Origin of the sequence: Pseudomonas sp. TH04 (assembly GCF_016651355.1) — a bacterium.
Classification (GTDB): domain Bacteria; phylum Pseudomonadota; class Gammaproteobacteria; order Pseudomonadales; family Pseudomonadaceae; genus Aquipseudomonas; species Aquipseudomonas fluorescens.
In genome coordinates this window covers 2,629,109-2,650,781 of record NZ_JAEKEA010000001.1, presented here as the reverse complement: position 1 = coordinate 2,650,781, position 21,673 = coordinate 2,629,109, and the positions used below count along the sequence as shown (strand labels likewise).

At 61.2% G+C, this 21,673-nt stretch carries 22 protein-coding genes, 1 tRNA gene and 1 pseudogene; 15 read left to right on the top strand and 9 right to left on the bottom strand.

Annotation, left to right across the window (positions count from 1 at the left end):
- Positions 1–20: 20 nt before the first annotated feature.
- Positions 21–194, bottom strand: coding sequence for a DUF3094 family protein (locus JFT85_RS11955; protein ID WP_016976295.1), 174 nt, complete (start codon positions 192–194; stop codon positions 21–23).
- Between the two features lie 89 nt (positions 195–283).
- Positions 284–913 (bottom strand): DUF1780 domain-containing protein, encoded by a 630-nt coding sequence (locus JFT85_RS11950; RefSeq protein ID WP_053254334.1) that lies wholly within the window; start codon positions 911–913, stop codon positions 284–286.
- 102 nt (positions 914–1,015) lie between these two features.
- On the opposite strand from JFT85_RS11950, the gene JFT85_RS11945 reads away from it, so the two are divergent.
- From JFT85_RS11945 to JFT85_RS11935, 3 genes are all read left to right on the top strand, one after another.
- Positions 1,016–1,483 carry an FAD/FMN-containing dehydrogenase gene (locus JFT85_RS11945; RefSeq protein ID WP_069553301.1) on the top strand — a complete coding sequence of 156 codons (468 nt, stop codon included), beginning with the start codon at positions 1,016–1,018 and terminating at the stop codon, positions 1,481–1,483.
- Positions 1,480–2,169 carry an energy-coupling factor ABC transporter permease gene (locus JFT85_RS11940; protein ID WP_169875886.1) on the top strand — a complete coding sequence of 230 codons (690 nt, stop codon included), beginning with the start codon at positions 1,480–1,482 and terminating at the stop codon, positions 2,167–2,169. The genes JFT85_RS11945 and JFT85_RS11940 overlap by 4 nt, the downstream gene beginning before the upstream one ends.
- Positions 2,170–2,233: 64 nt before the next feature.
- Positions 2,234–2,449 carry a hypothetical protein gene (locus JFT85_RS11935; RefSeq protein WP_003171680.1) on the top strand — a complete coding sequence of 72 codons (216 nt, stop codon included), beginning with the start codon at positions 2,234–2,236 and terminating at the stop codon, positions 2,447–2,449.
- On the opposite strand, the gene yacG is transcribed toward JFT85_RS11935, so the two are convergent.
- The 4 genes from yacG to JFT85_RS11915 are packed head-to-tail and all read right to left on the bottom strand — an operon-like array spanning position 2,446 to position 5,334.
- Positions 2,446–2,646 carry a DNA gyrase inhibitor YacG gene (gene yacG / locus JFT85_RS11930; protein ID WP_053254337.1) on the bottom strand — a complete coding sequence of 67 codons (201 nt, stop codon included), beginning with the start codon at positions 2,644–2,646 and terminating at the stop codon, positions 2,446–2,448. The two genes, JFT85_RS11935 and yacG, sit on opposite strands and share 4 nt — an antisense overlap.
- Positions 2,643–3,266: a dephospho-CoA kinase gene (coaE, locus tag JFT85_RS11925; RefSeq protein WP_053254338.1), complete on the bottom strand. Its 624-nt coding sequence runs from the start codon at positions 3,264–3,266 to the stop codon at positions 2,643–2,645. Before coaE ends, yacG begins: the two co-directional genes overlap by 4 nt.
- Positions 3,263–4,129 carry a prepilin peptidase gene (locus JFT85_RS11920; protein WP_069553303.1) on the bottom strand — a complete coding sequence of 289 codons (867 nt, stop codon included), beginning with the start codon at positions 4,127–4,129 and terminating at the stop codon, positions 3,263–3,265. Before JFT85_RS11920 ends, coaE begins: the two co-directional genes overlap by 4 nt.
- A complete protein-coding gene (locus JFT85_RS11915; RefSeq protein ID WP_201229897.1) occupies positions 4,126–5,334 on the bottom strand; it encodes a type II secretion system F family protein in 1,209 nt (402 codons plus the stop codon). Before JFT85_RS11915 ends, JFT85_RS11920 begins: the two co-directional genes overlap by 4 nt.
- 202 nt (positions 5,335–5,536) lie before the next feature.
- Here JFT85_RS11915 and JFT85_RS11910 point away from each other — a divergent pair, with 202 nt between their 5' ends.
- The 3 genes from JFT85_RS11910 to JFT85_RS11900 all read left to right on the top strand — a co-directional run bounded on the left by JFT85_RS11910 (position 5,537) and on the right by JFT85_RS11900 (position 6,563).
- On the top strand, positions 5,537–5,950 hold the full coding sequence (locus JFT85_RS11910; RefSeq protein ID WP_069553305.1) for a pilin: 414 nt from the start codon (positions 5,537–5,539) through the stop codon (positions 5,948–5,950).
- 64 nt (positions 5,951–6,014) lie between these two features.
- Positions 6,015–6,087, top strand: a tRNA-Thr gene (locus JFT85_RS11905).
- A 170-nt stretch (positions 6,088–6,257) separates the two neighbouring features.
- Positions 6,258–6,563 carry a DUF6388 family protein gene (locus tag JFT85_RS11900; protein WP_053254342.1) on the top strand — a complete coding sequence of 102 codons (306 nt, stop codon included), beginning with the start codon at positions 6,258–6,260 and terminating at the stop codon, positions 6,561–6,563.
- Between the two features lie 46 nt (positions 6,564–6,609).
- Here JFT85_RS11900 and nadC read toward each other — a convergent pair whose 3' ends face one another.
- Entirely contained in the window at positions 6,610–7,458 is an 849-nt protein-coding gene (gene nadC, locus JFT85_RS11895; protein WP_201229896.1) for a carboxylating nicotinate-nucleotide diphosphorylase, read from the bottom strand.
- A gap of 243 nt (positions 7,459–7,701) precedes the next feature.
- Between nadC and JFT85_RS11890 the strand changes: the two genes are divergently transcribed.
- From JFT85_RS11890 to JFT85_RS11870, 6 genes and pseudogenes are all read left to right on the top strand, one after another.
- Entirely contained in the window at positions 7,702–9,876 is a 2,175-nt protein-coding gene (locus JFT85_RS11890; RefSeq protein ID WP_201229895.1) for a DUF1631 domain-containing protein, read from the top strand.
- A 43-nt stretch (positions 9,877–9,919) separates the two neighbouring features.
- Entirely contained in the window at positions 9,920–10,483 is a 564-nt protein-coding gene (gene ampD / locus JFT85_RS11885) for a 1,6-anhydro-N-acetylmuramyl-L-alanine amidase AmpD (protein WP_201229894.1), read from the top strand.
- Positions 10,480–11,316, top strand: coding sequence for a regulatory signaling modulator protein AmpE (gene ampE / locus JFT85_RS11880; RefSeq protein WP_053254346.1), 837 nt, complete (start codon positions 10,480–10,482; stop codon positions 11,314–11,316). Before ampD ends, ampE begins: the two co-directional genes overlap by 4 nt.
- A 199-nt stretch (positions 11,317–11,515) precedes the next feature.
- A pseudogene (locus tag JFT85_RS28700) lies at positions 11,516–12,607 on the top strand (methyl-accepting chemotaxis protein); the annotation flags it as partial.
- On the top strand, positions 12,584–13,513 hold the full coding sequence (locus JFT85_RS28695) for a methyl-accepting chemotaxis protein (protein ID WP_372435878.1): 930 nt from the start codon (positions 12,584–12,586) through the stop codon (positions 13,511–13,513). The pseudogene JFT85_RS28700 and the gene JFT85_RS28695, both read left to right, overlap by 24 nt.
- Before the next feature lie 127 nt (positions 13,514–13,640).
- On the top strand, positions 13,641–14,069 hold the full coding sequence (locus tag JFT85_RS11870; RefSeq protein WP_053254348.1) for a hypothetical protein: 429 nt from the start codon (positions 13,641–13,643) through the stop codon (positions 14,067–14,069).
- Here JFT85_RS11870 and JFT85_RS11865 read toward each other — a convergent pair.
- Together JFT85_RS11865 and cra are read right to left on the bottom strand one after the other, a co-directional pair.
- The gene (locus JFT85_RS11865) at positions 14,016–14,792 is read right to left on the bottom strand and encodes a TatD family hydrolase (RefSeq protein ID WP_078827728.1); all 777 of its coding nucleotides are present in this window, start codon (positions 14,790–14,792) and stop codon (positions 14,016–14,018) included. The genes JFT85_RS11870 and JFT85_RS11865 overlap by 54 nt on opposite strands.
- A 2-nt stretch (positions 14,793–14,794) precedes the next feature.
- Entirely contained in the window at positions 14,795–15,790 is a 996-nt protein-coding gene (gene cra, locus JFT85_RS11860) for a catabolite repressor/activator (RefSeq protein WP_053254350.1), read from the bottom strand.
- 294 nt (positions 15,791–16,084) lie between these two features.
- Here cra and ptsP point away from each other — a divergent pair, with 294 nt between their 5' ends.
- The 3 genes from ptsP to JFT85_RS11845 are packed head-to-tail and all read left to right on the top strand — an operon-like array spanning position 16,085 to position 21,606.
- The gene (gene ptsP / locus JFT85_RS11855; RefSeq protein ID WP_169875882.1) at positions 16,085–18,943 is read left to right on the top strand and encodes a phosphoenolpyruvate--protein phosphotransferase; all 2,859 of its coding nucleotides are present in this window, start codon (positions 16,085–16,087) and stop codon (positions 18,941–18,943) included.
- Complete coding sequence (gene pfkB, locus JFT85_RS11850) at positions 18,944–19,885, top strand: 1-phosphofructokinase (RefSeq protein ID WP_053254352.1); 942 nt, start codon at positions 18,944–18,946, stop codon at positions 19,883–19,885. It abuts the gene before it with no gap.
- An 11-nt stretch (positions 19,886–19,896) separates the two neighbouring features.
- Positions 19,897–21,606: a PTS fructose-like transporter subunit IIB gene (locus JFT85_RS11845; RefSeq protein WP_053254353.1), complete on the top strand. Its 1,710-nt coding sequence runs from the start codon at positions 19,897–19,899 to the stop codon at positions 21,604–21,606.
- Positions 21,607–21,673: the final 67 nt, after the last annotated feature.

Genomic DNA, 21,673 nt, shown 5'->3' with positions numbered 1-21,673 from the left:
CCTCGCGAGCGCCAGGCAGCTCATAGCGTCAGGTAACTCAACAGGCGGCTCAGCAGACCCAGGCCGATCACCACCACCAGCACCACACCAAGGAGCAGCCAGGGCCGGAAAGGCTTGCGCTCGACTCGGTTTTGGGAGAGTTGCAGGTACTCTTCGACATGCTGCTGGTCATCGGGGTTCAGGCGGCTGGTCATAAAGGCCTCGTCAGGTAGACGTTGCAAAAGGGCGCCACGTTACAGTCAGGGGAATGGCGGTCTCGCCACAAGCGTAGCCCGTGCCCGCGTCACAGGCTGATGCCCACGTCGAATACTATGCTGCGCCCTAGATTGTTGCGCAAGAAGTCCGGCGCGTCCGGGTGGGCGAACAGCACGCGGGCAAAGGTGGGGCCTACCAATGACAGTGAGCGCCAACCCTGGCGCAGGTATTCGGTGGGGGGCGGGAAATGACTGTTGAGGTCCAACACTTCACGTTTGAGGCTGGTGAAGGCGATGAGGTCCAGCTCGCCCAGGTCCATCCCGCGTTCCTTATAGTTATGGGCTTTTTTGCGCAGCGTCGGTGCCAGGCGCAGCAAGAACTCATGGGCGGGGATGCGCCGCGGCTTGGCCTCGCGACGCACCAGTTGGCTCAAGGAAAACGCACTGCGTCGGCGCAGCAATTCATCGCGCCATTCGTCGTTGAGGCGGCGGCCCTCATCCAGGACGAAAAACACCTCGAAACTGGCGTCGCGAAACAACACGTCAGGCGGCTCTTGCCCCGCGGGGTGAAACTCTTCGGCGCGGTAGGGCACATTCAAGCCTTGCAGCAGGCGCTGGCAGACCCAACGCTCACGCTCCCATTTGCGGGCATTGGACAGAAACGCGTTGGCTTGTTCGGCCGCTACGGTGAGCAGGCGCAGGTAATCTGAGTCATCCATATTCGCAGCTTAGCGTTCAAATGATGACCGCAGGAAGTCTTGCTTTAAAACGGCGGTGTAGACTGGCGACTCGACCGTTATGCCGAGCAGGGAGAGTGTGCTGTGAAGTTCTGTGCCGCGTTGTTATTAAGTCTGCTGCCCGTTTTGGCTCAGGCCGTTGAAGTGGGTGAGCGCCTGGCGCCGTGGACCTTGCTCGACCAGTTCGATCAGGCCTACACCCTGGATGACCACGTGCGCATTCTATTGGTGGCCCGCAGCATGGACGCAGCCAAGTCGGTAGACGCGGCGCTGCAGGGCCAGCCCAAGGGCTATCTCGAGGCGCGGCACGCAGTGTTTGTCGCGGATATTCAGCGCATGCCCCGCTTGATCGCCAAGCTGTTTGCGGTGCCGGCAATGCAGGCTTACAGCTACCGCGTCATGCTCGACCGTGACGCACGTGTTGCCCCGCGTTATCCGGGGGCTGTGGATAACGTGCTGTGGCTGCAACTGGATAATGGCAAATTGGTAGGGCAACGCGAATACCGCTCTGCCGCCGAACTGCATGAGGCCCTGGAGCAGGTGAAGCCGTGATCAGCGCCGCCGTACTGGCACCGCAGACCCTGGGCATCGGCTGGCTTTTGTACGCGCCGCTGGTGGTGTGGGCGGTGTTGCGCTCGCCGTGGGTTGAGCTGTTTGCAGACCGCAGGCGCCAGCATCTGCTGTTTGGAACGGTGTTCGCGTTGTTCATGTTATGGCTGGTGCGCCGGGATTTCGATACCGGCGTTTCCTACCACTTTATCGGTATGACCGCGGTGACCCTGCTACTCGACTGGCCTTTGGCAATGGTCGGTGGTTTGGCGGCACAGCTGGGGTTGGTGTTGCTGGGGCGCCAGGACCTGGCCGCCGTGGGTATCAACGGCCTGCTGTTGATCGTGTTGCCGGTGCTGGTCACGGAAGGCTGTGCAGCGCTGGTAGAGCGCGCGCAACCGCGCAACCCTTTCGTCTATATCTTCTGTTCCGGCTTTTTTGCCGCCGCGCTGTCGGCACTGCTTTGCCTGTTGGCTGCGTTGGGTCTGCTGTGGTTCGACGGCCGTTTTGCAATGCCGGAATGGCTGGAAGATTTCGTCGGTTACCTGTGGCTGATCATTTTCCCCGAGGCGTTTATCAACGGCATGGTCATTAGCGCCCTGGTGGTGTTTTGCCCGGAGTGGCTGGAGACATTCAATCGCACGCGCTACCTCTCGGCGCCGTGGAAGGACGACGATTCGCGGCGTTGATCCAGATCAAATCCGACGAGGGCGCGCAGGCTCATTCTTTGCGAAATTTCCGGGAGCAAAGGTCATGAGTGTGTACGAGTGGGCACGGCAGGAGTTGCGCAGAAGCCAGGACGCAGCACAGGAAATCGGTTTTGACCCCGGTTTGACCTTGCGCGCCATGCTCAGCGCGGTGGTGCAGCAGAGCAAGGGCGTGCGCAGTTTTGAAGACTTGGCCGACGAGCTGCAATACCTTGCAGAGAATCTCGACGACCAGCAGGAATATGCCTTTATGCGGCCTTAGTGGCGCAGCGGCAGGTCTTCGGAGAACAGTTCGTCCTCTGCATCCGGGCTGACCGGAATCTTGTGTTCTTCCGACGCCCAGGCACCGAGGTCGATAAGTTTGCAGCGGTCCGAGCAGAACGGCCGGTTGGGATTGGTCGCTTTCCATTCCACGGGGGCACCGCAGGTTGGGCATTCGACAGTCAGGGGTTGGCTCATGATCGGCCTCCACGCAAAGTAAGGTAAAAGTGGTGCAGTCGCTCGACCTCGCTGTGCAGCCAGGCGAGGTCCTTGTCATTGACCAGCACGTCATCGGCGTGGTTCAGGCGGTCTTCGCGGCTGGATTGGGCCTTGAGGATCGCCTGCACCTGATGTTCGCTGATGCCGTCGCGCTGCAGGGTACGCTGAATCTGCAGTGATTGCGGTACGTCTATCACCAGGATGCGCTGGGTCATGCTGTACTGGCCGGACTCGATCAGCAGCGGTGACACCAGAATCGCGTAAGGCGAACGCGCGCGCGCCAGATGGCTGCGAATCTCCTCACCAATCAGCGGGTGCAGCAAGGCTTCCAGCCAGCGGCGCTCTTCAGGTAATTCAAAGATCAGTTTGCGCAGCGCGGCGCGGTCGAGTTGGCCGTCGGGCAGCAGCACGCCTGCACCGAAATGCTCGGCGATGCGCGCCAGTGCCGGCCGGCCGGGCTCGACCACCCAGCGGGCGGCATGGTCGGCGTCGACCGAATCAATCCCCAGGTCGATAAAGTGCTGGGCGGCAGCGCTTTTGCCGCTGCCGATACCGCCGGTGAGGCCTAGAATCCAGGGTGTTGCAACGGAAGTGGTCATCTGAAACCGACAGACTGCAAATAGAAGTCGGTTATTTGACCACCCCAGAGCAAGGCAATCCAGCCGGCAATTGCCAGACAGGGACCAAACGGCATCGGAATCGAAGCCTGGGACCTGCGCAAGCGCATCAGGATCAGGCCGGCGAGCACGCCCAGCAGCGAGGCGATCAGTAGCGTCATCGGCAGAATCTGCCAGCCACCCCAAGCACCGAGCAGGGCCAATAACTTGAAGTCGCCGTAGCCCATGCCGTCCTTGCCGGTGATCAGCTTGAACAACCAGAACACCGTCCACAGGCTCATATAGCCTATGACTGCGCCCCAAAGCGCATTGGGCAGTGTCGTCAACACGTCGAAGCTATTGAGGATCAGCCCGAGCCATAGCAGCGGCAGCACCAGAACGTCCGGCAATAATTGATGATCCACGTCGATCAGGCTCATGGCCAGCAACCCCCAGCTCAACACCATCACCGCGCCCGCTTGCCAGCCGAAACCGAAATGCCAGGCAACAATGGCCGAGCCCAGCGCGCAAGCCAGCTCGGTGGCGGGGTAGCGGCGACCGATAGGTTCATGGCAATGGGCGCAACGGCCTCTGAGTATCAGGTAACCGAGCAGCGGGATATTTTCCCAGGGGCGAGTCGGCTGCGCGCAATACATGCAGCAGGCGTTGCGGCGCATCAGGTTGTACGTGGGGCTGGCGGGGTCGGCAGGCAAGCCCAGCACTTCCTGGGCTTGGGCACGCCATTCGCGCTCGAGCCTCTTTGGCAGGCGCCACACCAGCACGTTGATGAAGCTGCCGACGATCAGCCCCAGAACGAACGCCATCCCGACAAAACCCCATGGCTGTGCGCTGGGCAGCAGGCTCAAAATGCCGCCCCCAATTGGAAGACCGGCAGGTACATGGCGACCACCAATGCACCGACAATGCCCCCCAATATCACCATGATGAGCGGCTCCATCAGGCTGGTGAGGTTGTCGACCAGATTCTCCACGTCGGCCTCAAAATGCTGGGCAACTTTTTCCAGCATCTGATCCAGGGTGCCCGATTCTTCACCGATCGCGGTCATCTGGATCGCCATGCCGGGGAACAGGCGGCTATGAGCCATGGAGTGATTCAACTGCATGCCTGTGGCTACGTCGTGACGCATCTGTTCGATCGCCTTTTTGAACAACCCATTGCCCGTTGCACCCGCCACGGAATCCAAAGCCTGCACCAGGGGCACGCCCGCTGCAAAAGTCGTTGCAAGTGTGCGGGCGTAGCGGGCAATCGCAGACTTCCTTAGCAGTGTGCCTGCCAGGGGCGCCTTCAACAAACCGCTATCCAGGCTGTGACGAAAACCCGGGGAAGTCCGATAGGCCTGGCGCAACCCGGCAATGCTGGCGCCCAGCCCCAGCGCGAGCATCCACCAGGCGTGTTGAAGGAATTCGGACAGGGCAATGACCGTCAAGGTAAAGCCGGGCAGCTCGCCGCCGACCCCGCTGAACAGGCTCTGAAACTGCGGCACCACGTGGATCAGCAGGATCGCACTGACAAGGCAGGCGACCACGATGACGGCGCAGGGGTAAGTCATGGCCTTTTTGATCCGCGCCTTGAGCTGCTGGCTTTTTTCCAGGTGTACCGCCACCCGCTCCAGCAAGGTTTCCAGGGCACCGGCCTGTTCGCCCGCGGCAATCAGGTTGCAATACAGTTCATCGAAGTAGCGTGGTTGTTTGCGCAGTGCTGCCGCCAGGTTGTTACCGGCGGCGATCTCCTGTTTCAAGCCCTTTATCAGCGCGCGCATCTGTCGGTGTTCGAAGCCTTCGCTGATGATGTCGAAGGCTTGCAGCAGCGGTATGCCGGCCCTCAGCAATGTCGCCAGCTGGCGGGTGAACAGGGCAATGTCTGCGGGTTTTATCGGGGGTGTAAAGCTTGGCAGGTGCGAGGTTTGTTTGCGTACGCGGCCGGGGCAGATTCCTTGCTGGCGCAGTTGCACCTTGACCAGCATAAGGTTCTGGCCAGCGGTTTGCCCTGAGACCCTGCGCCCTTTGCGGTTGATGCCTTCCCAGGCGTAGATCGTTGCAGCTTCATTCATGTCACGTGTCCGCACCCAGGTAGTCGTAGATCTACAGCTTAGTCAGGTGATGGATTCCGGCAGGTCGGCCATGAAGGATAAAATGTCAGAATGTGCGTCTTGTGCGCGTTTGGCCGCTCGCGGATGAGTACACTGGCGCCGCTGCAAACTGCGGGGCGCAGGACGCGCCTGGTTATGGTTTTTATTCTGGAGAGTGAATGTGATGCGTCAGAAAGGCTTCACCTTGATCGAGTTGTTGATCGTCGTGGCAATCATCGGCATTTTGGCCACGATCGGTTTGCCCATGTATACCAAGCACCAGGCCAAGGCCAAGTTTACGGCGGGGTTGGCTGAAGTCGCCGCGTTGAAGGCCGGTTTCGAAGACACCCTTAACCAGGGCACCGTGCCAACCCTGGCCTTGATCGGTGGCACCAGCCCCACCGCCAACTGCAAGATCGAGGTGGCAGGCGATGTGGCCACCGGCGCCGGTTCCATCCGTTGTGAAATTCTCGATGCGCCCGCGCCTGTGCTGGGCAAGACCATCACGTTAACGCGCAGTGCCACCACGGGCTGGAAGTGTGCAACCACGGCTGACGCTCAATACGTTGCCAAGGGCTGCGGTGCCGACGGAGCATAACGGTTGCTGGGCGGCGGGCGAGTTAGTTGCCGCATGCCCAATGCGGTGCTAGCTTTAGCCCACTGCCCGTGTAGCTCAGCCGGTAGAGCAGCGCACTCGTAACGCGAAGGTCGCAGGTTCGATTCCTGTCTCGGGCACAAAGGCACCCCTGTGTTAAAGGCAACATTGTTTCAAAGGCAGCACTGTTTTCAGATGATCCCAGAATGGTTCTGAAGGCCAGACGAGCCGGCATTCATGCCTACTCTTTTGTATCTGCGCAACCTTGATGACCCAGATGCATCCCCATTCCTTGATCTAAGAGAACAACATGACCACACAAGAGATGACCCAGGAAGCGCGGCACGAAGTAGCCCTCAAGCAATACCTTGATGAGTCGCCGCAGCTTAAAGAAGAGATCAAGGAACTGAGCGCTGATGACCAGCGCGACCAGATCCAGTGGGCATTTGAGGATGAGGCAGAAAGCCAGGGCTACCAGCCTTGGGAGCTGACCCTCAAGTACACCTCGACACCGGAAGAGTTCGAAGCCGCACGGCTGGCGTTGCACAAAGAGGCCGCCGAGGTGCTGGGTGTCGAGTGGGACGAGTATTGCGAGATGAATAACCTGGTGGTCTAGGGTGCTGCAGAGGCAGGAGCGAGTACCCTCGCTCCTGCCTGTTTACTCAGATACTGAGCCGCATCGATAAATCCACTGCCTTCACATCCTTGGTCATCGCACCGATGGAGATGTAATCCACCCCGGTCTCAGCGATGGGCAGCAGGGTGGTTTCATTGATCCCGCCGCTGGCTTCCAGCTTGGCCTTGCCTGCGTTCAGGCGCACGGCCTCACGCATGTCACCCAGGCTCAACTCGTCGAGCATGATGATATCGGCACCCGCCGCCAGTGCTTCGCGCAGTTCATCCAGGCTTTCCACTTCGACTTCCACCGGCTTGCCCGGGGCGATCTTGTGGGCGGCCGTAATTGCCTGGGCGATACCGCCACACGCAGCGATATGGTTTTCCTTGATCAGGAACGCGTCATACAGACCGATGCGATGGTTATGGCAACCGCCACAAGTCACCGCGTACTTCTGCGCCAGGCGCAGGCCGGGCAGGGTTTTGCGGGTGTCCAGCAGCTTGACCTGAGTGCTGGCGACAACGTCCGCCAAGTACTGTGCACGTGTGGCCACGCCTGACAGCATCTGCAGAAAATTCAGTGCGCAGCGCTCGCCGCTGAGCAGTGAGCGCGCCGGGCCTTCCAAGTGGAACAGCACTTGATTGGGGCTGACCCGCTCACCATCGGCCACCTGCCAATGCACCGCGACCCGAGGGTCGAGTTGGCGGAATACCGCGTCCACCCAAGCCGTGCCAGCGATAACAGCCGCATCGCGCGTAATGATTGTGGCCTTGGCCAGCCGTTCGGCCGGGATCAATTGTGCAGTGATGTCGCCACTGCCGATGTCTTCCAGCAGTGCACGGCGCACGTTGGCTTCAATTTCGGCGGTGAGGTCGGCAAGACGGAGATTCGGCATAACAGGCTCCACAAACAAAGTGCCTCGATTATAGGGGCAGTGCGCGTTTGAACCCACACTCCTATTCATTTACAGGGCAAAGGCAGAGTTTGCTGGCGCAACTACCCTCATTTGCAAGATAATCTCGCGCCTTGCAATTGGCGTCATAGCTTTGACGTACGGGTGGTATCGGGTTTTTGCAGCGTCCCACTGGGCCTGTCCTCGATCTTTCCCCAACCAATACCGCCGTTTCAGGAGGCCAGGATGCACAATGACGGAAAGGTGGTGCCTATCAACAAGGCACACGCCACGCCATCGCCGCTTGCGCGCCTGCCGGTGGTGTTGTTGCAGGTTCGCGACAAGGCAGCCCAACAGTTGCAGCAAGGTTTGCAGGACCTGTTCGATAACGCCGACGACACCCTGTTCGAAATGGCCGACAAGGCCCGTAGTAACGCAGACCATCACATCTTCTTTGAAGCCATGCGCGACTTGCGCCTCAAGCGCAAGAATTTCGAGCGCGTGTTCATGGCGCAGTTGTTCGCCGCGTTTGCCAATCTGGGCCAGGCTGGACGCAGCGAGTCGCACTGGTTGCCGGTGGTGTCCTATGACACGGCGACCGGCACGTCCAGTGATGAGCTGGAAAAGGCGGTAGCGTTGGCGGCCATGCTCGGTCGAGTGCGGCACCGTGATGGCCTGGCACTGGCGCAACTGACCGCACGCCTGGGTACATTGCTCGGCACCCCCCTGGATGAGCGCGATAACCCGTTGGGCCCGGCACTGCTTTGCGAGTTCTTTTTGCGCGCGGGGCGCAGCTTGGGGGTAGAGATCCGCGTCAAGTTGATCATTCTCAAGCTGTTTGAAAAATACGTGCTCAGTGACGCCGACCAACTGTTCGCTGAAGCCAACCAGATACTCGTCGCTACCGGGGTTTTGCCTGAGCTCAAGGCAGTGCCGTCACGTCGCCCCGGTGGGCGTGCGGCGCTTGAACAGCCACGCGAAGGCAGCGTGCCGACCGTTGACCCGCCATTGGATGAAAACGGCCAGGAGGCCTTCGCTGCCTTGCAGAAATTGCTCGCAGCCGTGCGCGGCAGCGTGGCGCCGACTCTGGAGGCCAGCGCCGAACCCCAACCCATTGCCACCCGCGACCTGCTGCGCCTGCTCTCTCATTTGCAGCAATACGTGCCGGAACCCGAGGCCGAAGATGACTTCGACCTGCGTAACCAGCTTGAACAGTTGCTCACCCGCGTCAGCGTCAAAAGTGGCAAGTCCCGTGTTGTGGAAGACGCCGACGAGGATGTGATCAACCTGGTCGCCCTGTTGTTCGAGTTCATCCTTAATGACAGCACCGTACCGGATGTTTTCAAGGCCTTGATCGCGCGTTTGCAGATTCCGGTATTGAAAGTGGCGATCCTGGACAAGAGCTTTTTCAGTCGCACCAGCCATCCGGCGCGGCGCTTGCTCAATGAAATCGCGGCCGCCGCCATGGGTTGGAACCCAACCGATGACTATCAGCGCGACAGCCTGTACCGGCGAACCGAGCAGGTGGTGCAATGTTTGCTGAATGAGTTCGTTGAAGACCCGGAGATTTTCCCGCGGTTGTTGGCGCAGTTCACCGCCTTTACTGCGGATGAGCAGCAGCGCAGCGAACTGCTTGAGCAGCACACCTATGAGGTCGAAGAAGGCCGTGTGCGCACTGAGGCCGCCCGTCAGCGCGTGGCAGAGGTGCTCAATCGACGTCTGCTGGGCCGAGTGTTGCCGCAGTCGGTGGTGCAGTTTCTCCAGCAGGCCTGGAGCCAGGTGCTGTTGTTGGCCAGCCTCAAGCATGGTGAGCAATCGGTGCAATACCAGGCGGCGGTGCGCACCATGGACGAGTTGATCTGGAGCGTGAGCCTGCAGAAAGACACCGAGGCCGGTCGGCGTCTGCTGGAGCAATTGCCCGGGCTGCTCAAGGCCTTGCGAAACGGCTTGACCGGCGCGGCGTTCGATCCCTTCAGTACCCGCGAATTCTTTGTGCGATTGCAAGCCATGCATGCGCAGTCATTGGAGGGTGGGGGGCTGGACGCGCTGATTGAGGTGCGTGAGCCGTTTTCACTCAGTCTCGGGTTGCACGCCCCAAGCGCAAGCCTGCCCAGCGATGACCCGGACTTGCTGAAGGCTCAGCAACTGCGGATCGGAGCCTGGTTTGAGTTTCAGCAAGATGAAACCAACCGTCTGCGCTGCAAGCTGAAAGCGATCATGGCGCCAGCCAATGCCTATATTTTTGTCAGCCGCACGGGGCTCAAGGTCCTGGAGAAGAGTGCGGTCCAATTGGCCTTGGCATTCAAGCAGGGGGCAATACGCAGTTTGGACGATGGTCTGCTGTTTGACCGCGCGCTGACGTCAGTGATGGGTAACCTGCGTCAACTCAATCGCGGCAAGTCATCGCAACCGCAGGGCTGAACGCGGCATACTGGTAATACCTAGTCTCATTCAAGGAACCTGTATGCAGTTGGACCCCGCCAGTGGTTGGTGCCAGGGGATTCGCCATTGCCCTTCACCCAACTTCAACGAGCGCCCCGCAGGCGAAATCTCACTGTTGGTGGTGCATAACATCAGCCTGCCACCGGCGCAGTTCGCCACCGGCAAGGTGCAGGCGTTTTTCCAGAACCGCCTGGATGTCACAGAGCATCCTTACTTTGAAAGCATTGCCGAGCTACGTGTGTCTGCGCATTTTCTGATTGAGCGCGACGGCTCCGTGACGCAATTTGTATCGTGTCTGGACCGGGCCTGGCATGCCGGGGTCTCAAGCTTTGAGGGGCGTGAAGTCTGCAATGACTTTTCCCTGGGGGTCGAGCTGGAGGGGACGGACGATATTCCATTTACCGATGCTCAATACGCGTCGCTGATCGACCTGACACGTCAACTGCTGGCAGCCTACCCTGGCATTACCCGTCAGCGTATACGGGGTCACAGTGATATTGCGCCAGGCCGCAAGACCGACCCGGGCCCGGCTTTTGATTGGGCGCGCTTTCGTAGCGCCCTGCAGGATGGAGGACACGCACAATGAGTTTCCTGGTGTTGGTGTTGGCGGTCTGGATCGAGAAGTTCTCGGCCTTGCGTCAGCGGTTGCAACGCGACGGTGGATGGCTGCGTGAGCTGGCCAAGCTGGAGTCGAGCCCGCGCATGGGCAAGCGGCCCTGGCTGATTCTGCTACTGCTGGTGTTGTTGCCGGTGGCCTTGCTGGCCCTGTTGCTAGTGGTGCTGGAACCCGTGGCGTATGGCTTGTTGGCATTGCCGGTGCACTTGCTGGTGGTGATTTATAGCCTGGGGCGTGGCGATCTACTGGCTGGGCTCGGGCCGTTTCGCGATGCGTGGCGGCGCGGTGACTTGCAAGCCGCCGAACACGTGGCCGAACGGGACCTGAAAGTTGCCGCCGACAATGGCGAACAACTGCTGGAGCGCGTTCAAGGCCATCTGTTGTGGCAGGCTTACCAAAGCTTTTTCGCGGTGATTTTCTGGTATTTCCTGTTGGGCCCGGTCGCGGCCCTGGCCTATCGCCTGCTGGCGTTGGCCAGCGAGCACAGCCAGAACCCTCTGGTCGCCGAACGCGCCGGGCAATTGCGCCACGCCTTTGATTGGTTGCCGGTGCGTTTGCTGGCGGCGAGTTTCGCCCTGGTGGGTAACTTTGTTGCGGTCAGCCGTGTGATGCTGCACGAACTGCTGAGCTGGGATATCAGTGCCGCGCAGTTGGTAGAAAAAGTCGGCCTGGTGGCGGCGGAAATTCCACCGCCGGTGGTGGGGGCCGACGGCATCAACAGTCTGGATCGCCTATGGGAACTGCTGCTGCGTGCGGCAGTGCTGTGGTATGCCGGGTTTGCCATCTGGACGGTGTTGCCTTAATCGAGTGCTCGCGGTGAAAAATGTGGGAGCCGGCGGGCTCCCACAAGTCGTTAACCTTACGTTACAAAACTCCCTTTCGAATTGAGCTATACAAGCAGAGCGCCAAATACTGGCTATCTGCCGCCGCCCTGCGCCTCAATAAAAATAATAGTAAGGGAGTTCACTTGTGAAGAGCTTGCTCTATCCCGCCGTCGCGCTGATGAACCGCCTGAGTTTCGGCATGAAATTCAGCCTGATCAGCGTGTTGTTCCTGCTGCCGATGCTGGCGACCAACTATTTCCTGGTGCGTGATTCCTGGGCTGAGTTCCAGGGCACCCGAATCGAACTGCAAAGTCTTGATCTGCTCGGCAGCAGCCTGGCCCTGCGCCGCGACCTGGAAAACCTGAATAACCAGGTCCAGATCAATGCCGCCCTCGGTCAGTCGGGCAAAGCCGAGGACCTTGAGAGCAAGATCAACGCGTTGGAGCAAAGCGTGCTGAGCCGCCTGCAAGGCCTCGAGGCAGTGACCGGCGACCCAGAACACGCCAGCGTATTTGCAGGCAAACGCGATGAATTGGTCGCCGCGTTCAAGGCCCAGCAACAGGAAACTTCGCTGCTGAGCAAAAGCGCGCTGATCGGTAAATTACTCAACAAGGCCCAGATGCTCAGCCAGATCATCGCCAGTCAATCCGGCTTGAGCCGCGATTCCCAGAGCGATCTGCGCCAACTCAGTGACCTGGTCATCAGCGTGACCCCGCAAGTCACTCAAGCCTTGGGCGAGGGGCGGGCCATGGGCGCGTATTCCCTGGGCCTGGGCTTTCTCAATTCATCCTCCAGTACGCGCTTTGATGAACTGCTGCAGCAATTGGAGAAGCTCCAGGCCGAATACGCCTTGAAGTTGCAGGATGCACTGGGTGCCAGCAACGCGGCGCATGCGGCGCTCGACAGCGCGGCCAAGGCCAGCAGCGCCACGCTCAAGCAGGCCAGCGAGTTGTTTGAAGAACAGGTGGTCATGGCAGAAACCCTCGACGCCCCGTGGCAGGGCTTCTACGAGGACGTCAGCAAACTGATGGCTCAGACCTACCGGCTCAATGAAGCCACCCTGACATTTATTGAGCAGCAACTGGAGCAGCGCCTGGCGCAAAAACGCACGCACATGGTGGCGCTGGTGGCGGCCCTGGTGGGGGTGTTCTTGCTGATCTTTTATTTGTACGCCGGTTTCTACGCCTCGACCCGCACCACGTTGCGGCGCCTCGGGGTGATGATGGACAAGGTGGCGGCCGGGGACATGACGGTCACCTTTGTGGCGCAAAGCCGCGATGAACTTGGGGACCTGGGCCTTGTGTTCAACGCCACCGTCGCCAAAATTCACGACCTGATCGAGCGCGTCGGGTGCACCGTCAGCCAGGTCGAGCTGCAAGCCAGCCAGGTGGAGGCGGTCTCGTCTCGAAGCAATCAGGCGGTTAGTGGCCAGCGCAGCCAGATTGAACAGGTGGCGACAGCCATGAACCAAATGTCTTCCACGGCCCAGGAGGTGGCACGCAGCGCGGCGGCGGCGGTCAGCAGCGCCCATAGCGTCAACGATGAGACTGTCAGCGGCCGCGGTCTGGTGCAATCCCAGCAAGGCAGCATCGCGCGCCTGGCCTCGGAGATTGATGAGTCGGTGCGGGTTATCAATCAATTGGCCGTCGATAGCCAGTCCATCAGCAGCGTGCTGGAGGTGATCAAAAGTATTGCCGAACAAACCAACTTGTTAGCGCTCAATGCCGCGATTGAAGCGGCGCGTGCCGGTGAGCAGGGGCGTGGTTTTGCGGTGGTGGCCGATGAGGTGCGGACCCTCGCTCGGCGTACTCAACACTCCACCGAAGAAATCGAACAGATGATCAGCCGTTTGCACAGCGGTGTTGGTGCGGCAGTGAAGGCCATGGGCGCTAGCCACGCCATGGCGAATGGCACGGTGGGGCAGTCGGAACAGGTCCAGCAAGCCCTGGAAAATATCCTGGGTGCCGTGGGCATGATCGTCGACCAGAACCAGCAGATCGCGGCGGCCGTGGAGCAGCAAACTGCCGTCGCCCACGATATCGACCAGAACATAGTCGAGATCAATCGGGCGGGCGAGCATGCGGCTCAGGGCGCACATCAGACAGAGGCGGCGAGCCGGCAGCTGTCGATGCAGGTGATCGAGTTGAAACAATTGATCGGGGCGTTTCGTGTGTAGGGCGTGCGTGTAGGGTTTTGGTCTTGTATGGCGTGGCTCTCGTCCTGATTTGTCTGTGCTTCTTCTTTGCGGGCCTGGATGGGTGAAAATTTGTTTCAACCCATCACGGTCCAAGGGAGGTACGGCGATGATTGCTGCTACCGGTATCAAAGGGCACTGCGCCCATTGCGACATTACGTTTGAGCTCAAGCCCTGGCAGTTGAACGCCATTGCCATTCACGAGCCTTTTGATTGCTCGTATTGCCAGCGGATTGTGCAGTTGAACTGCCCCCGGCAATTGCGCCAGTTCAAGTCGCTGGACCATTGGGCGATGGTGCGCCCCAGCATGATGGTACTCACCTGTGTGGTGTTGATCGTGGCGTTGTTGGCCGAATGGGTCGGGGTAGTCAGCGTGATCGGGCAACTCAATATTTCACTGGTGCTGCTGCTGGCCCACTGTCTGGTGCTGCGCTATAGCCGTTACCGGCAGCGGCTGACGTTGGATTTGCAAGCGGTCAGCGTGCTACCAACGGAACAACTCGCGCGCATTGCGGGTGCTCGTTTCGGCCAGCAATGAGGGGCTGATGCCCATGCGTTCAGCCAACGCGCTGCAGATGTCCGGCAAGTGTTGCGGGCTGTTACGCAGGCCGGGGTACATCGCGGGGGCCATATCCGGTGAGTCGGTTTCCAGTACCACGGCCTCAAGGGGCAGTTGCGCCAGCACCTTGTGCATGCGCAGGGCTTGAGGCCAGGTGGCCGCGCCGCCCAGGCCCAGCTTGAAGCCGAGCTTGATGTACTCGCGAGCCTCCTCAACGCTGCCGGCGAAGGCATGGATAATGCCGCCCCGTGGCAGGCGGATGCGCTTGAGCGTGGCGATCACCGCCGCATGGCTGCGGCGGACATGCAGCAAGGCCGGGAGCTGGAAGTCCACCGCGAGTTTCAACTGGGCGTCAAACAGGCTTTGCTGACGTTCGCGATCCAGCTGTTCAAGGAAGTAGTCCAGGCCGATTTCGCCGACGGCGCATAACTGTCGATGGCCGTGCAGGCGGGTCAGCCAGTCGCCCAACTCGTTCAGGTCTGCGGGGCGATGCGTCTCGAGGTACACCGGGTGCAGGCCGAAGGCGGCGAACAAGCCTTCATCTTCCTGCACCAGGTCCCACAGCCGTTGCCAATTCTGCTGATAGACGCCCAACACCACCATACGCTGCACACCTCGTTGGCGGCTGTGGGCGAGGACTTCCCGGCGATCATGGTCGAAGTCCGGGAAGTCCAGGTGGGTGTGGGTGTCGATCAGTTCCACGCTCAAGCCTCGTGAATACGCTGCTTGAAGGTCCGGCTGATGGCGTGCACGCCCGGCTGGTACTGCTCTTCTTCGATGACGGCCAGGGCCAGGCGCAGGGCCGTGTCGGCGATCAATTGGTGTTGCTGGGCCATGGCGTTGACCGGCAGCGGCAGGAAGTCCAGCAATTGGGTGTCACCGAACGTGCCCAGGCGCAACGGCCGTGATTTGAGCGGGAAGTCGTGCAGCGCGTCGAACACGCCTTGCAGCAACACGTAGGAAGTGGTCACCAACGCGTCAGGCAAATGCCCCAGCCGATCTAGAAGTTGCTCCATCAACTGTCGGCCGCAGTCACGGCTGAAGGCTTCACCCTGTTCGACGATGACGTCGCCGGTGAACCCTTGCAGTGCTTCACGGAAACCGGCAGCCCGCTCCTGGCTGATACTCAGCTCCGGCCGTGCGCCGATGAGTGCGATCTGCTTGGGCAGCGGTTGCAGCAGGCTGCTGGTCAGTTGCTGGCAGGCCTGGCGGTCGTCGCTGACCACCGAGCAAAAGTGCGCCGGTTCCATCACCCGGTCGATGGCAATCACCGGCAGGCCCTTGGCTTGCAACTCGCGATAGCTGTCATCACTGGCCGGCAGGCAACTGGCGACGAACAGCGCATCGCAGCGCCGCGCACGAAACAGTTGCAGCAACTGGCGCTCGCTGTCCGCATCATCGTCGGAGCTGGCGATCAGCAACTGATAGCCTCGCGCCCGCGCACCTTGTTCCAGCAACTTGGCAATCCGTGCGTAACTGGGGTTTTCCAGGTCCGGCAGGATAAAGCCCAAGGTGCGCGAATGCCGACTGCGCAGACCGGCCGCCTGAGGATTGGGCGTAAAGCCATGGGCTTCGACCACCGCCCGCACGCGCTCGACGGTCGCGTTGCTGATGCGTTGCTGTTCGGCCTTGCCATTGATGACATAGCTGGCGGTGGTCACGGACACACCGGCCAGACGTGCGATATCACTGAGTTTCAAACCGGGATTTCCTTGTTTTTTAGAGCTTGCCCCGACATTTTGTCCAATCCTAACCGATTCCTGCACAGGACTATTGTCTGAGCTCAAGCGCCGAGTGGTCCTTCAAGCTTGCATAATTAGCGCGTAATCTGCCATAAATTCTAGATTAAACGTTTCAGCCAGCGTATTTTTACGACGTTCGCGACTGAATGGCTACTGCCAATTGACCACTCAGTCAGTTATTTTTGAACACAGCCTCGCTGATTTATTCAAAACAATACCTAGTGCGCACACCGCACTAACTAGGAGAACGGCATGCTTGAGCTCACTGTAGAGCAGATATCCATGGGCCAGGTGGCTGTGGATAAATCTGCTGCCTTGCACCTGCTCGCTGAAAAACTGGTGGCCGATGGCCTGGTCGCCGAGGGTTATCTCAGTGGCTTGCAAGCCCGTGAGGCCCAAGGCTCGACCTTTCTCGGCCAAGGTATTGCCATCCCTCACGGCACCCCGGAAACCCGCGACCAGGTCTTTTCTACCGGCGTGCGCCTGCTGCAATTCCCCGACGGGGTGGACTGGGGTGACGGCCAGATCGTCTACCTGGCCATCGGCATTGCCGCCAAATCCGATGAACACCTGCGCCTGCTGCAACTGCTGACCCGCGCCCTTGGTGAAACCGACCTGGGCGAGGCGCTGCGCCGTGCCGGCAATGCCGAAGCGTTGCTGAAACTGCTGCAAGGCGCGCCGCAGGAACTGGCGCTGGATGCGCAGATGATCAGCCTTGGCGTGTCCGCCGATGACTTCGAAGAGCTGGTGTGGCGCGGCGCACGCCTGTTGCGCCAGGCTGATTGCGTCAGCAACGGCTTTGCCGCCGTGTTGCAGCAAGTCGACGCACTGCCCTTGGGCGATGGCCTGTGGTGGTTGCACAGCGAGCAGACGGTCAAGCGTCCGGGCCTGGCCTTCGTCACGCCGGACAAACCCATGCGTTACCTCGGCCAGCCACTCAACGGTTTGTTCTGCCTGGCCAGTCTCGGCGAAGCCCATCAGACCTTGTTGGAACGCCTGTGCGCGTTGTTGATTGAAGGTCGCGGCCAGGAACTGGGGCGTGCCACCAGCAGCCGTGCGGTGCTTGAAGTGCTCGGCGGCGAACTGCCACCCGATTGGCCGAGTGTGCGCATTGCCCTGGCCAACGCCCATGGCCTGCACGCGCGGCCGGCGAAGATCCTCGCGCAACTGGCGAAAAGTTTTGACGGCGATATCCGCGTGCGCATCGTCGATGGCCCGGTTGGCGCTGTATCGGTAAAAAGCCTGAGCAAGTTGCTCAGCCTCGGCGCCCGTCGCGGCCAGGTGTTGGAGTTTGTGGCCGAGCCAGCGATTGCCGGTGACGCATTACCCGCGTTGCTGGCGGCCGTTGAGGAAGGCCTCGGCGAAGACGTTGAGCCACTGCCGACCGCCAGTGCGCAACCGGCAACGCTGGATATCGAACCGGTGCTCAGCGCACCCGTGTCCGGCAGCCAGATCCAGGCTATCGCCGCTGCGCCTGGTGTCGCCATCGGCCCTGCGCATATCCAGACGCAGCACGTCGTTGATTACCCACTGCGCGGTGAATCCTCGGCGATTGAACGCGAGCGCCTGCAGAACGCCTTGACCGACGTGCGCCGCGATATTCAGGGCCTGATCGAACGCAGCCAGGCCAAAGCCATCCGCGAGATTTTCATCACTCACCAGGAAATGCTCGACGACCCGGAACTGACTGACGAAGTCGGCACCCGCCTCAAGCAAGGCGAGAGCGCCGAAGCCGCGTGGATGAGTGTGATCGAAGCCGCCGCCAAGCAGCAGGAGTCGTTGCAGGATGCCTTGCTCGCCGAGCGCGCCGCCGACCTGCGCGACATCGGCCGCCGTGTGCTGGCGCAACTGTGCGGCATTGAAACCGCCCAGGAGCCGAGCGAACCCTACATTCTGGTGATGGAAGAAGTCGGGCCCTCCGACGTCGCGCGCCTGGACCCGACGCGCGTCGCCGGTATCCTCACCGCCCGTGGCGGCGCTACCGCCCACAGCGCCATCGTCGCGCGAGCCTTGGGCATTCCCGCCCTGGTGGGGGCCGGGCCGACGGTGTTGCTGTTGGCCTCGGGCACGCCTTTGTTGTTGGACGGCCAGCGCGGTCGCCTGCATGTCGACCCCGACGCCGCCACCCTGCAACGCGCCACCGTCGAGCGCGACACCCGCGAACAACGTCTGCAAGCCGCCTCGGCCCAGCGCCATGAACCGGCCCTGACCCGCGACGGCCACGCCGTGGAAGTGTTTGCCAATATCGGCGAAAGCGCCGGCGTTGCCGCGGCGGTGGAGCAGGGTGCTGAAGGGATCGGCCTGCTGCGCACCGAGCTGATTTTCATGGCCCACCCGCAAGCGCCGGATGAAGCCACCCAGGAAGCCGAATACCGCCGCGTACTCGACGGCCTCGGCGGTCGCCCGCTGGTTGTGCGGACCCTGGATGTGGGCGGCGACAAACCGCTGCCGTATTGGCCGATTGCCCAAGAGGAAAATCCCTTCCTGGGCGTGCGCGGTATTCGGCTGACCCTGCAACGCCCGCAGATCATGGAAGCGCAATTGCGTGCGTTGTTGCGCTCGGCGGATAGCCGGCCGCTGCGCATCATGTTTCCTATGGTCGGCAGCGTCGATGAGTGGCGCGCCGCCCGCGATATGACCGAGCGCCTGCGCCTGGAAATCCCGGTGGCCGACTTGCAACTGGGGATCATGATCGAGGTGCCTTCCGCTGCCTTGCTGGCGCCGGTACTCGCCAAGGAAGTCGACTTCTTCAGTGTCGGCACCAACGACCTGACCCAATACACCCTGGCCATCGACCGTGGCCACCCGACCCTGTCCGCGCAGGCGGATGGCCTGCACCCGGCGGTGTTGCAGTTGATCGACATCACCGTGCGCGCCGCCCATGCCCATGGCAAATGGGTCGGCGTGTGCGGCGAATTGGCGGCGGACCCGCTGGCGGTGCCGGTGCTGATTGGCCTGGGAGTGGACGAGTTGAGCGTGTCGGCCCGCAGCATTCCCGAAGTGAAGGCGCGGGTGCGTGAATTCAGTCTGAGCGAGGCCCAGGGCCTGGCGCAAAAAGCCCTTGCGGTGGGTTCGCCCGCCGAAGTGCGAGCCCTAGTGGAGGCCGTGTAAATGGCGAAGATTCTGACCCTGACGCTGAACCCGGCGTTGGACCTGACGGTACGCTTGGCACGCCTGGAACCGGGTGAAGTCAACCGCAGCGAAACCCTGCTGACCCATGCCGCCGGCAAAGGCGTGAATGTCGCCCAAGTGCTGGCGGACCTCGGTCATCACGTCACCGTGGGCGGCTTTCTCGGTGAAGACAACCCTCAGGCGTTTGAGGCGTTGATCGCCCGCCGTGGCTTTGCCGACGCGTTTATCCGCGTGCCGGGCGAAACCCGCAGCAATATCAAGATCGCCGAACAGGATGGCCGGGTCACCGACATCAACGCGCCAGGGCCGCAGGTCAATGAGCAGGCGCAAGCGGCGTTGCTCAACCAACTGACGCTGATTGCGCCAGGGCACGACGCTGTAGTGGTCGCCGGCAGCTTGCCGGGTGGCGTCACTGCGCAGTGGTTCAAAGGGTTGCTGGAACATCTGAAAAGCCTCGGTTTGAAAGTCGCCCTCGACACCAGCGGCGAAGCCTTGCGCGTCGGCTTGCAGGCAGGCCCGTGGTTGATCAAACCTAACACTGAAGAATTGGCAGACGCCCTCGATTGCCCTGCAGACTCGATCACGCAACAGGCCCAGGCCGCCGAGCGCTTGCATGCCCAAGGCGTCGAGCATGTGGTGGTGTCCCACGGTGCCGACGGCGTGAACTGGTTCAGCCCGGGCATGGCGCTGCATGCCACGCCGCCCAAGGTCAGCGTCGCCAGCACGGTGGGCGCGGGGGATTCGCTGCTGGCCGGGATGCTGCACGGTTTACTCAGTGCTGATCTGCCGGAAAGTACCCTGCGCCGGGCCACGGCGATTGCCGCCATGGCCGTCACGCAGATCGGTTTTGGCATCAGCGATGACGCGCAGTTGGCGCGTCTCGAAAGCGGCGTCCACGTGCGCGCGCTGACAGAACAATAAGAGGGTTTGTGATGAAGTTAGCCATTGTTACTGCCTGCCCGAACGGCATGGTCACCAGTGTGCTGTGCGCCCGCTTGTTGGACGCCGCCGCGCAGCGCATGGGCTTGCACACCAGCGTTGAAGTGGTGGATGTGCAGCACCCGGAGCGCCAGTTGTCCCAGGCCACACTCGATGAAGCCGAATGGGTATTGCTGGTCAGCAGCACGCCGGTGGATATGCAGCGGTTTGTCGGCAAGCGTGTGTTCCAGAGCACACCGGCCCAGGCCTTGGCGGATGTCGAGGCGGTATTGCGCCGTGGTGCCGAAGAGGCCCAGGTCTATGTCGCCAGCGCAGCACCGGCGGCGAAGAGTGCTCCCCGTATCGTCGCCATTACGGCTTGCCCGACCGGCGTGGCCCACACCTTTATGGCCGCCGAGGCGTTGCAGCAAACGGCCAAGCGCCTGGGGTATGACTTGCAGGTCGAAACCCAGGGCTCGGTGGGCGCGCGCACGCCGTTGAGCCCGCAAGCGATCGCCGACGCCGACGTGGTGCTGCTGGCGGCGGATATCGAAGTCGCCACCGAGCGCTTCGCCGGTAAGAAGATTTACCGTTGCGGCACCGGTATCGCCCTCAAGCAATCCGAAGCCACGCTCAATAAGGCATTGGCCGAAGGCGCGGTGGAAAGTGCCGCCAGCGGTGCGGTGGCCAAAAAAGAAAAAACCGGCGTGTACAAACACCTGCTCACCGGCGTGTCGTTCATGTTACCGATGGTGGTGGCGGGCGGCTTGTTGATCGCCTTGTCATTCGTGTTCGGCATCCAGGCCTTTGAAGAAAAAGGCACCTTGGCGGCGGCCCTCAAAACCGTCGGCGACCAGGCCTTTATGCTGATGGTGCCGTTGCTGGCGGGCTACATCGCCTACTCGATTGCCGACCGTCCCGGCATCGCGCCCGGCATGATCGGCGGGTTGTTGGCGGGCACATTGGGGGCCGGATTTATCGGTGGCATCCTCGCCGGCTTTCTCGCCGGTTATTGCGTCAAACTGATCACCCGCGCGGTGAAATTGCCGCAGAGCCTAGAGGCGCTCAAGCCGATTTTGATCATCCCGTTGCTGGCGAGTCTGTTTACGGGCCTGGCGATGATCTATCTCGTCGGCCCGCCGGTCGCGCGACTGCTCACCGGCCTGACTGACTTCCTCAGCACCATGGGCACCACCAACGCGGTGCTGCTGGGCATCCTGTTGGGCGGCATGATGTGTGTGGATTTGGGTGGGCCGATCAACAAGGCGGCATACGCCTTTTCGGTTGGCTTGCTGGCGGCCTCGAGCGGCGCGCCTATGGCGGCGACCATGGCCGCCGGTATGGTGCCGCCGATTGGCATGGGCATCGCCACGTTCCTGGCGCGGCGCAAGTTCGCCCAGACCGAGCGCGAGGCAGGCAAGGCCGCGATGATTCTGGGCCTGTGCTTTATCTCCGAAGGGGCGATCCCGTTTGCGGCCAAAGACCCGCTGCGCGTGATTCCGGCCAGCATCGCCGGTGGCGCCTTGACCGGCGCGCTGTCGATGTACTTCGGTTGCAAACTCGCCGCGCCTCACGGTGGCCTGTTTGTGCTGGTGATCCCCAACGCCATGAACCATGCACTGCTGTACTTGCTGGCGATTGTTGCCGGTAGCCTGTTGACCGGGTTGGTGTACGCGCTGATCAAGCGCCCGGAAGCAGTCGAACTGGCGGTCGCACCGACCTGACGGCACGAGCCGGTAATGGGATCACGGCGTTGTGGTTGCGCCTGGGTGATCGCAGTTGCCCATCGGA

What these genes read in the sequence shown, in the direction of transcription:
- JFT85_RS11935 (WP_003171680.1), top strand. Translation starts at nt 2,234, where the DNA reads ATGAGTGTGTACGAGTGGGCACGGCAGGAGTTGCGCAGAAGCCAGGAC.
- JFT85_RS28695 (WP_372435878.1), top strand. Translation starts at nt 12,584, where the DNA reads ATGACGGTCACCTTTGTGGCGCAAAGCCGCGATGAACTTGGGGACCTG.
- JFT85_RS11900 (WP_053254342.1), top strand. Translation starts at nt 6,258, where the DNA reads ATGACCACACAAGAGATGACCCAGGAAGCGCGGCACGAAGTAGCCCTC.
- ptsP (WP_169875882.1), top strand. Translation starts at nt 16,085, where the DNA reads ATGCTTGAGCTCACTGTAGAGCAGATATCCATGGGCCAGGTGGCTGTG.
- ampE (WP_053254346.1), top strand. Translation starts at nt 10,480, where the DNA reads ATGAGTTTCCTGGTGTTGGTGTTGGCGGTCTGGATCGAGAAGTTCTCG.
- JFT85_RS11845 (WP_053254353.1), top strand. Translation starts at nt 19,897, where the DNA reads ATGAAGTTAGCCATTGTTACTGCCTGCCCGAACGGCATGGTCACCAGT.
- pfkB (WP_053254352.1), top strand. Translation starts at nt 18,944, where the DNA reads ATGGCGAAGATTCTGACCCTGACGCTGAACCCGGCGTTGGACCTGACG.
- JFT85_RS11955 (WP_016976295.1), bottom strand. Translation starts at nt 194, where the DNA reads ATGACCAGCCGCCTGAACCCCGATGACCAGCAGCATGTCGAAGAGTAC.
- coaE (WP_053254338.1), bottom strand. Translation starts at nt 3,266, where the DNA reads ATGACCACTTCCGTTGCAACACCCTGGATTCTAGGCCTCACCGGCGGT.
- nadC (WP_201229896.1), bottom strand. Translation starts at nt 7,458, where the DNA reads ATGCCGAATCTCCGTCTTGCCGACCTCACCGCCGAAATTGAAGCCAAC.
- yacG (WP_053254337.1), bottom strand. Translation starts at nt 2,646, where the DNA reads ATGAGCCAACCCCTGACTGTCGAATGCCCAACCTGCGGTGCCCCCGTG.
- JFT85_RS11915 (WP_201229897.1), bottom strand. Translation starts at nt 5,334, where the DNA reads ATGAATGAAGCTGCAACGATCTACGCCTGGGAAGGCATCAACCGCAAA.
- JFT85_RS11950 (WP_053254334.1), bottom strand. Translation starts at nt 913, where the DNA reads ATGGATGACTCAGATTACCTGCGCCTGCTCACCGTAGCGGCCGAACAA.
- JFT85_RS11870 (WP_053254348.1), top strand. Translation starts at nt 13,641, where the DNA reads ATGATTGCTGCTACCGGTATCAAAGGGCACTGCGCCCATTGCGACATT.
- ampD (WP_201229894.1), top strand. Translation starts at nt 9,920, where the DNA reads ATGCAGTTGGACCCCGCCAGTGGTTGGTGCCAGGGGATTCGCCATTGC.
- JFT85_RS11890 (WP_201229895.1), top strand. Translation starts at nt 7,702, where the DNA reads ATGCACAATGACGGAAAGGTGGTGCCTATCAACAAGGCACACGCCACG.
- JFT85_RS11910 (WP_069553305.1), top strand. Translation starts at nt 5,537, where the DNA reads ATGCGTCAGAAAGGCTTCACCTTGATCGAGTTGTTGATCGTCGTGGCA.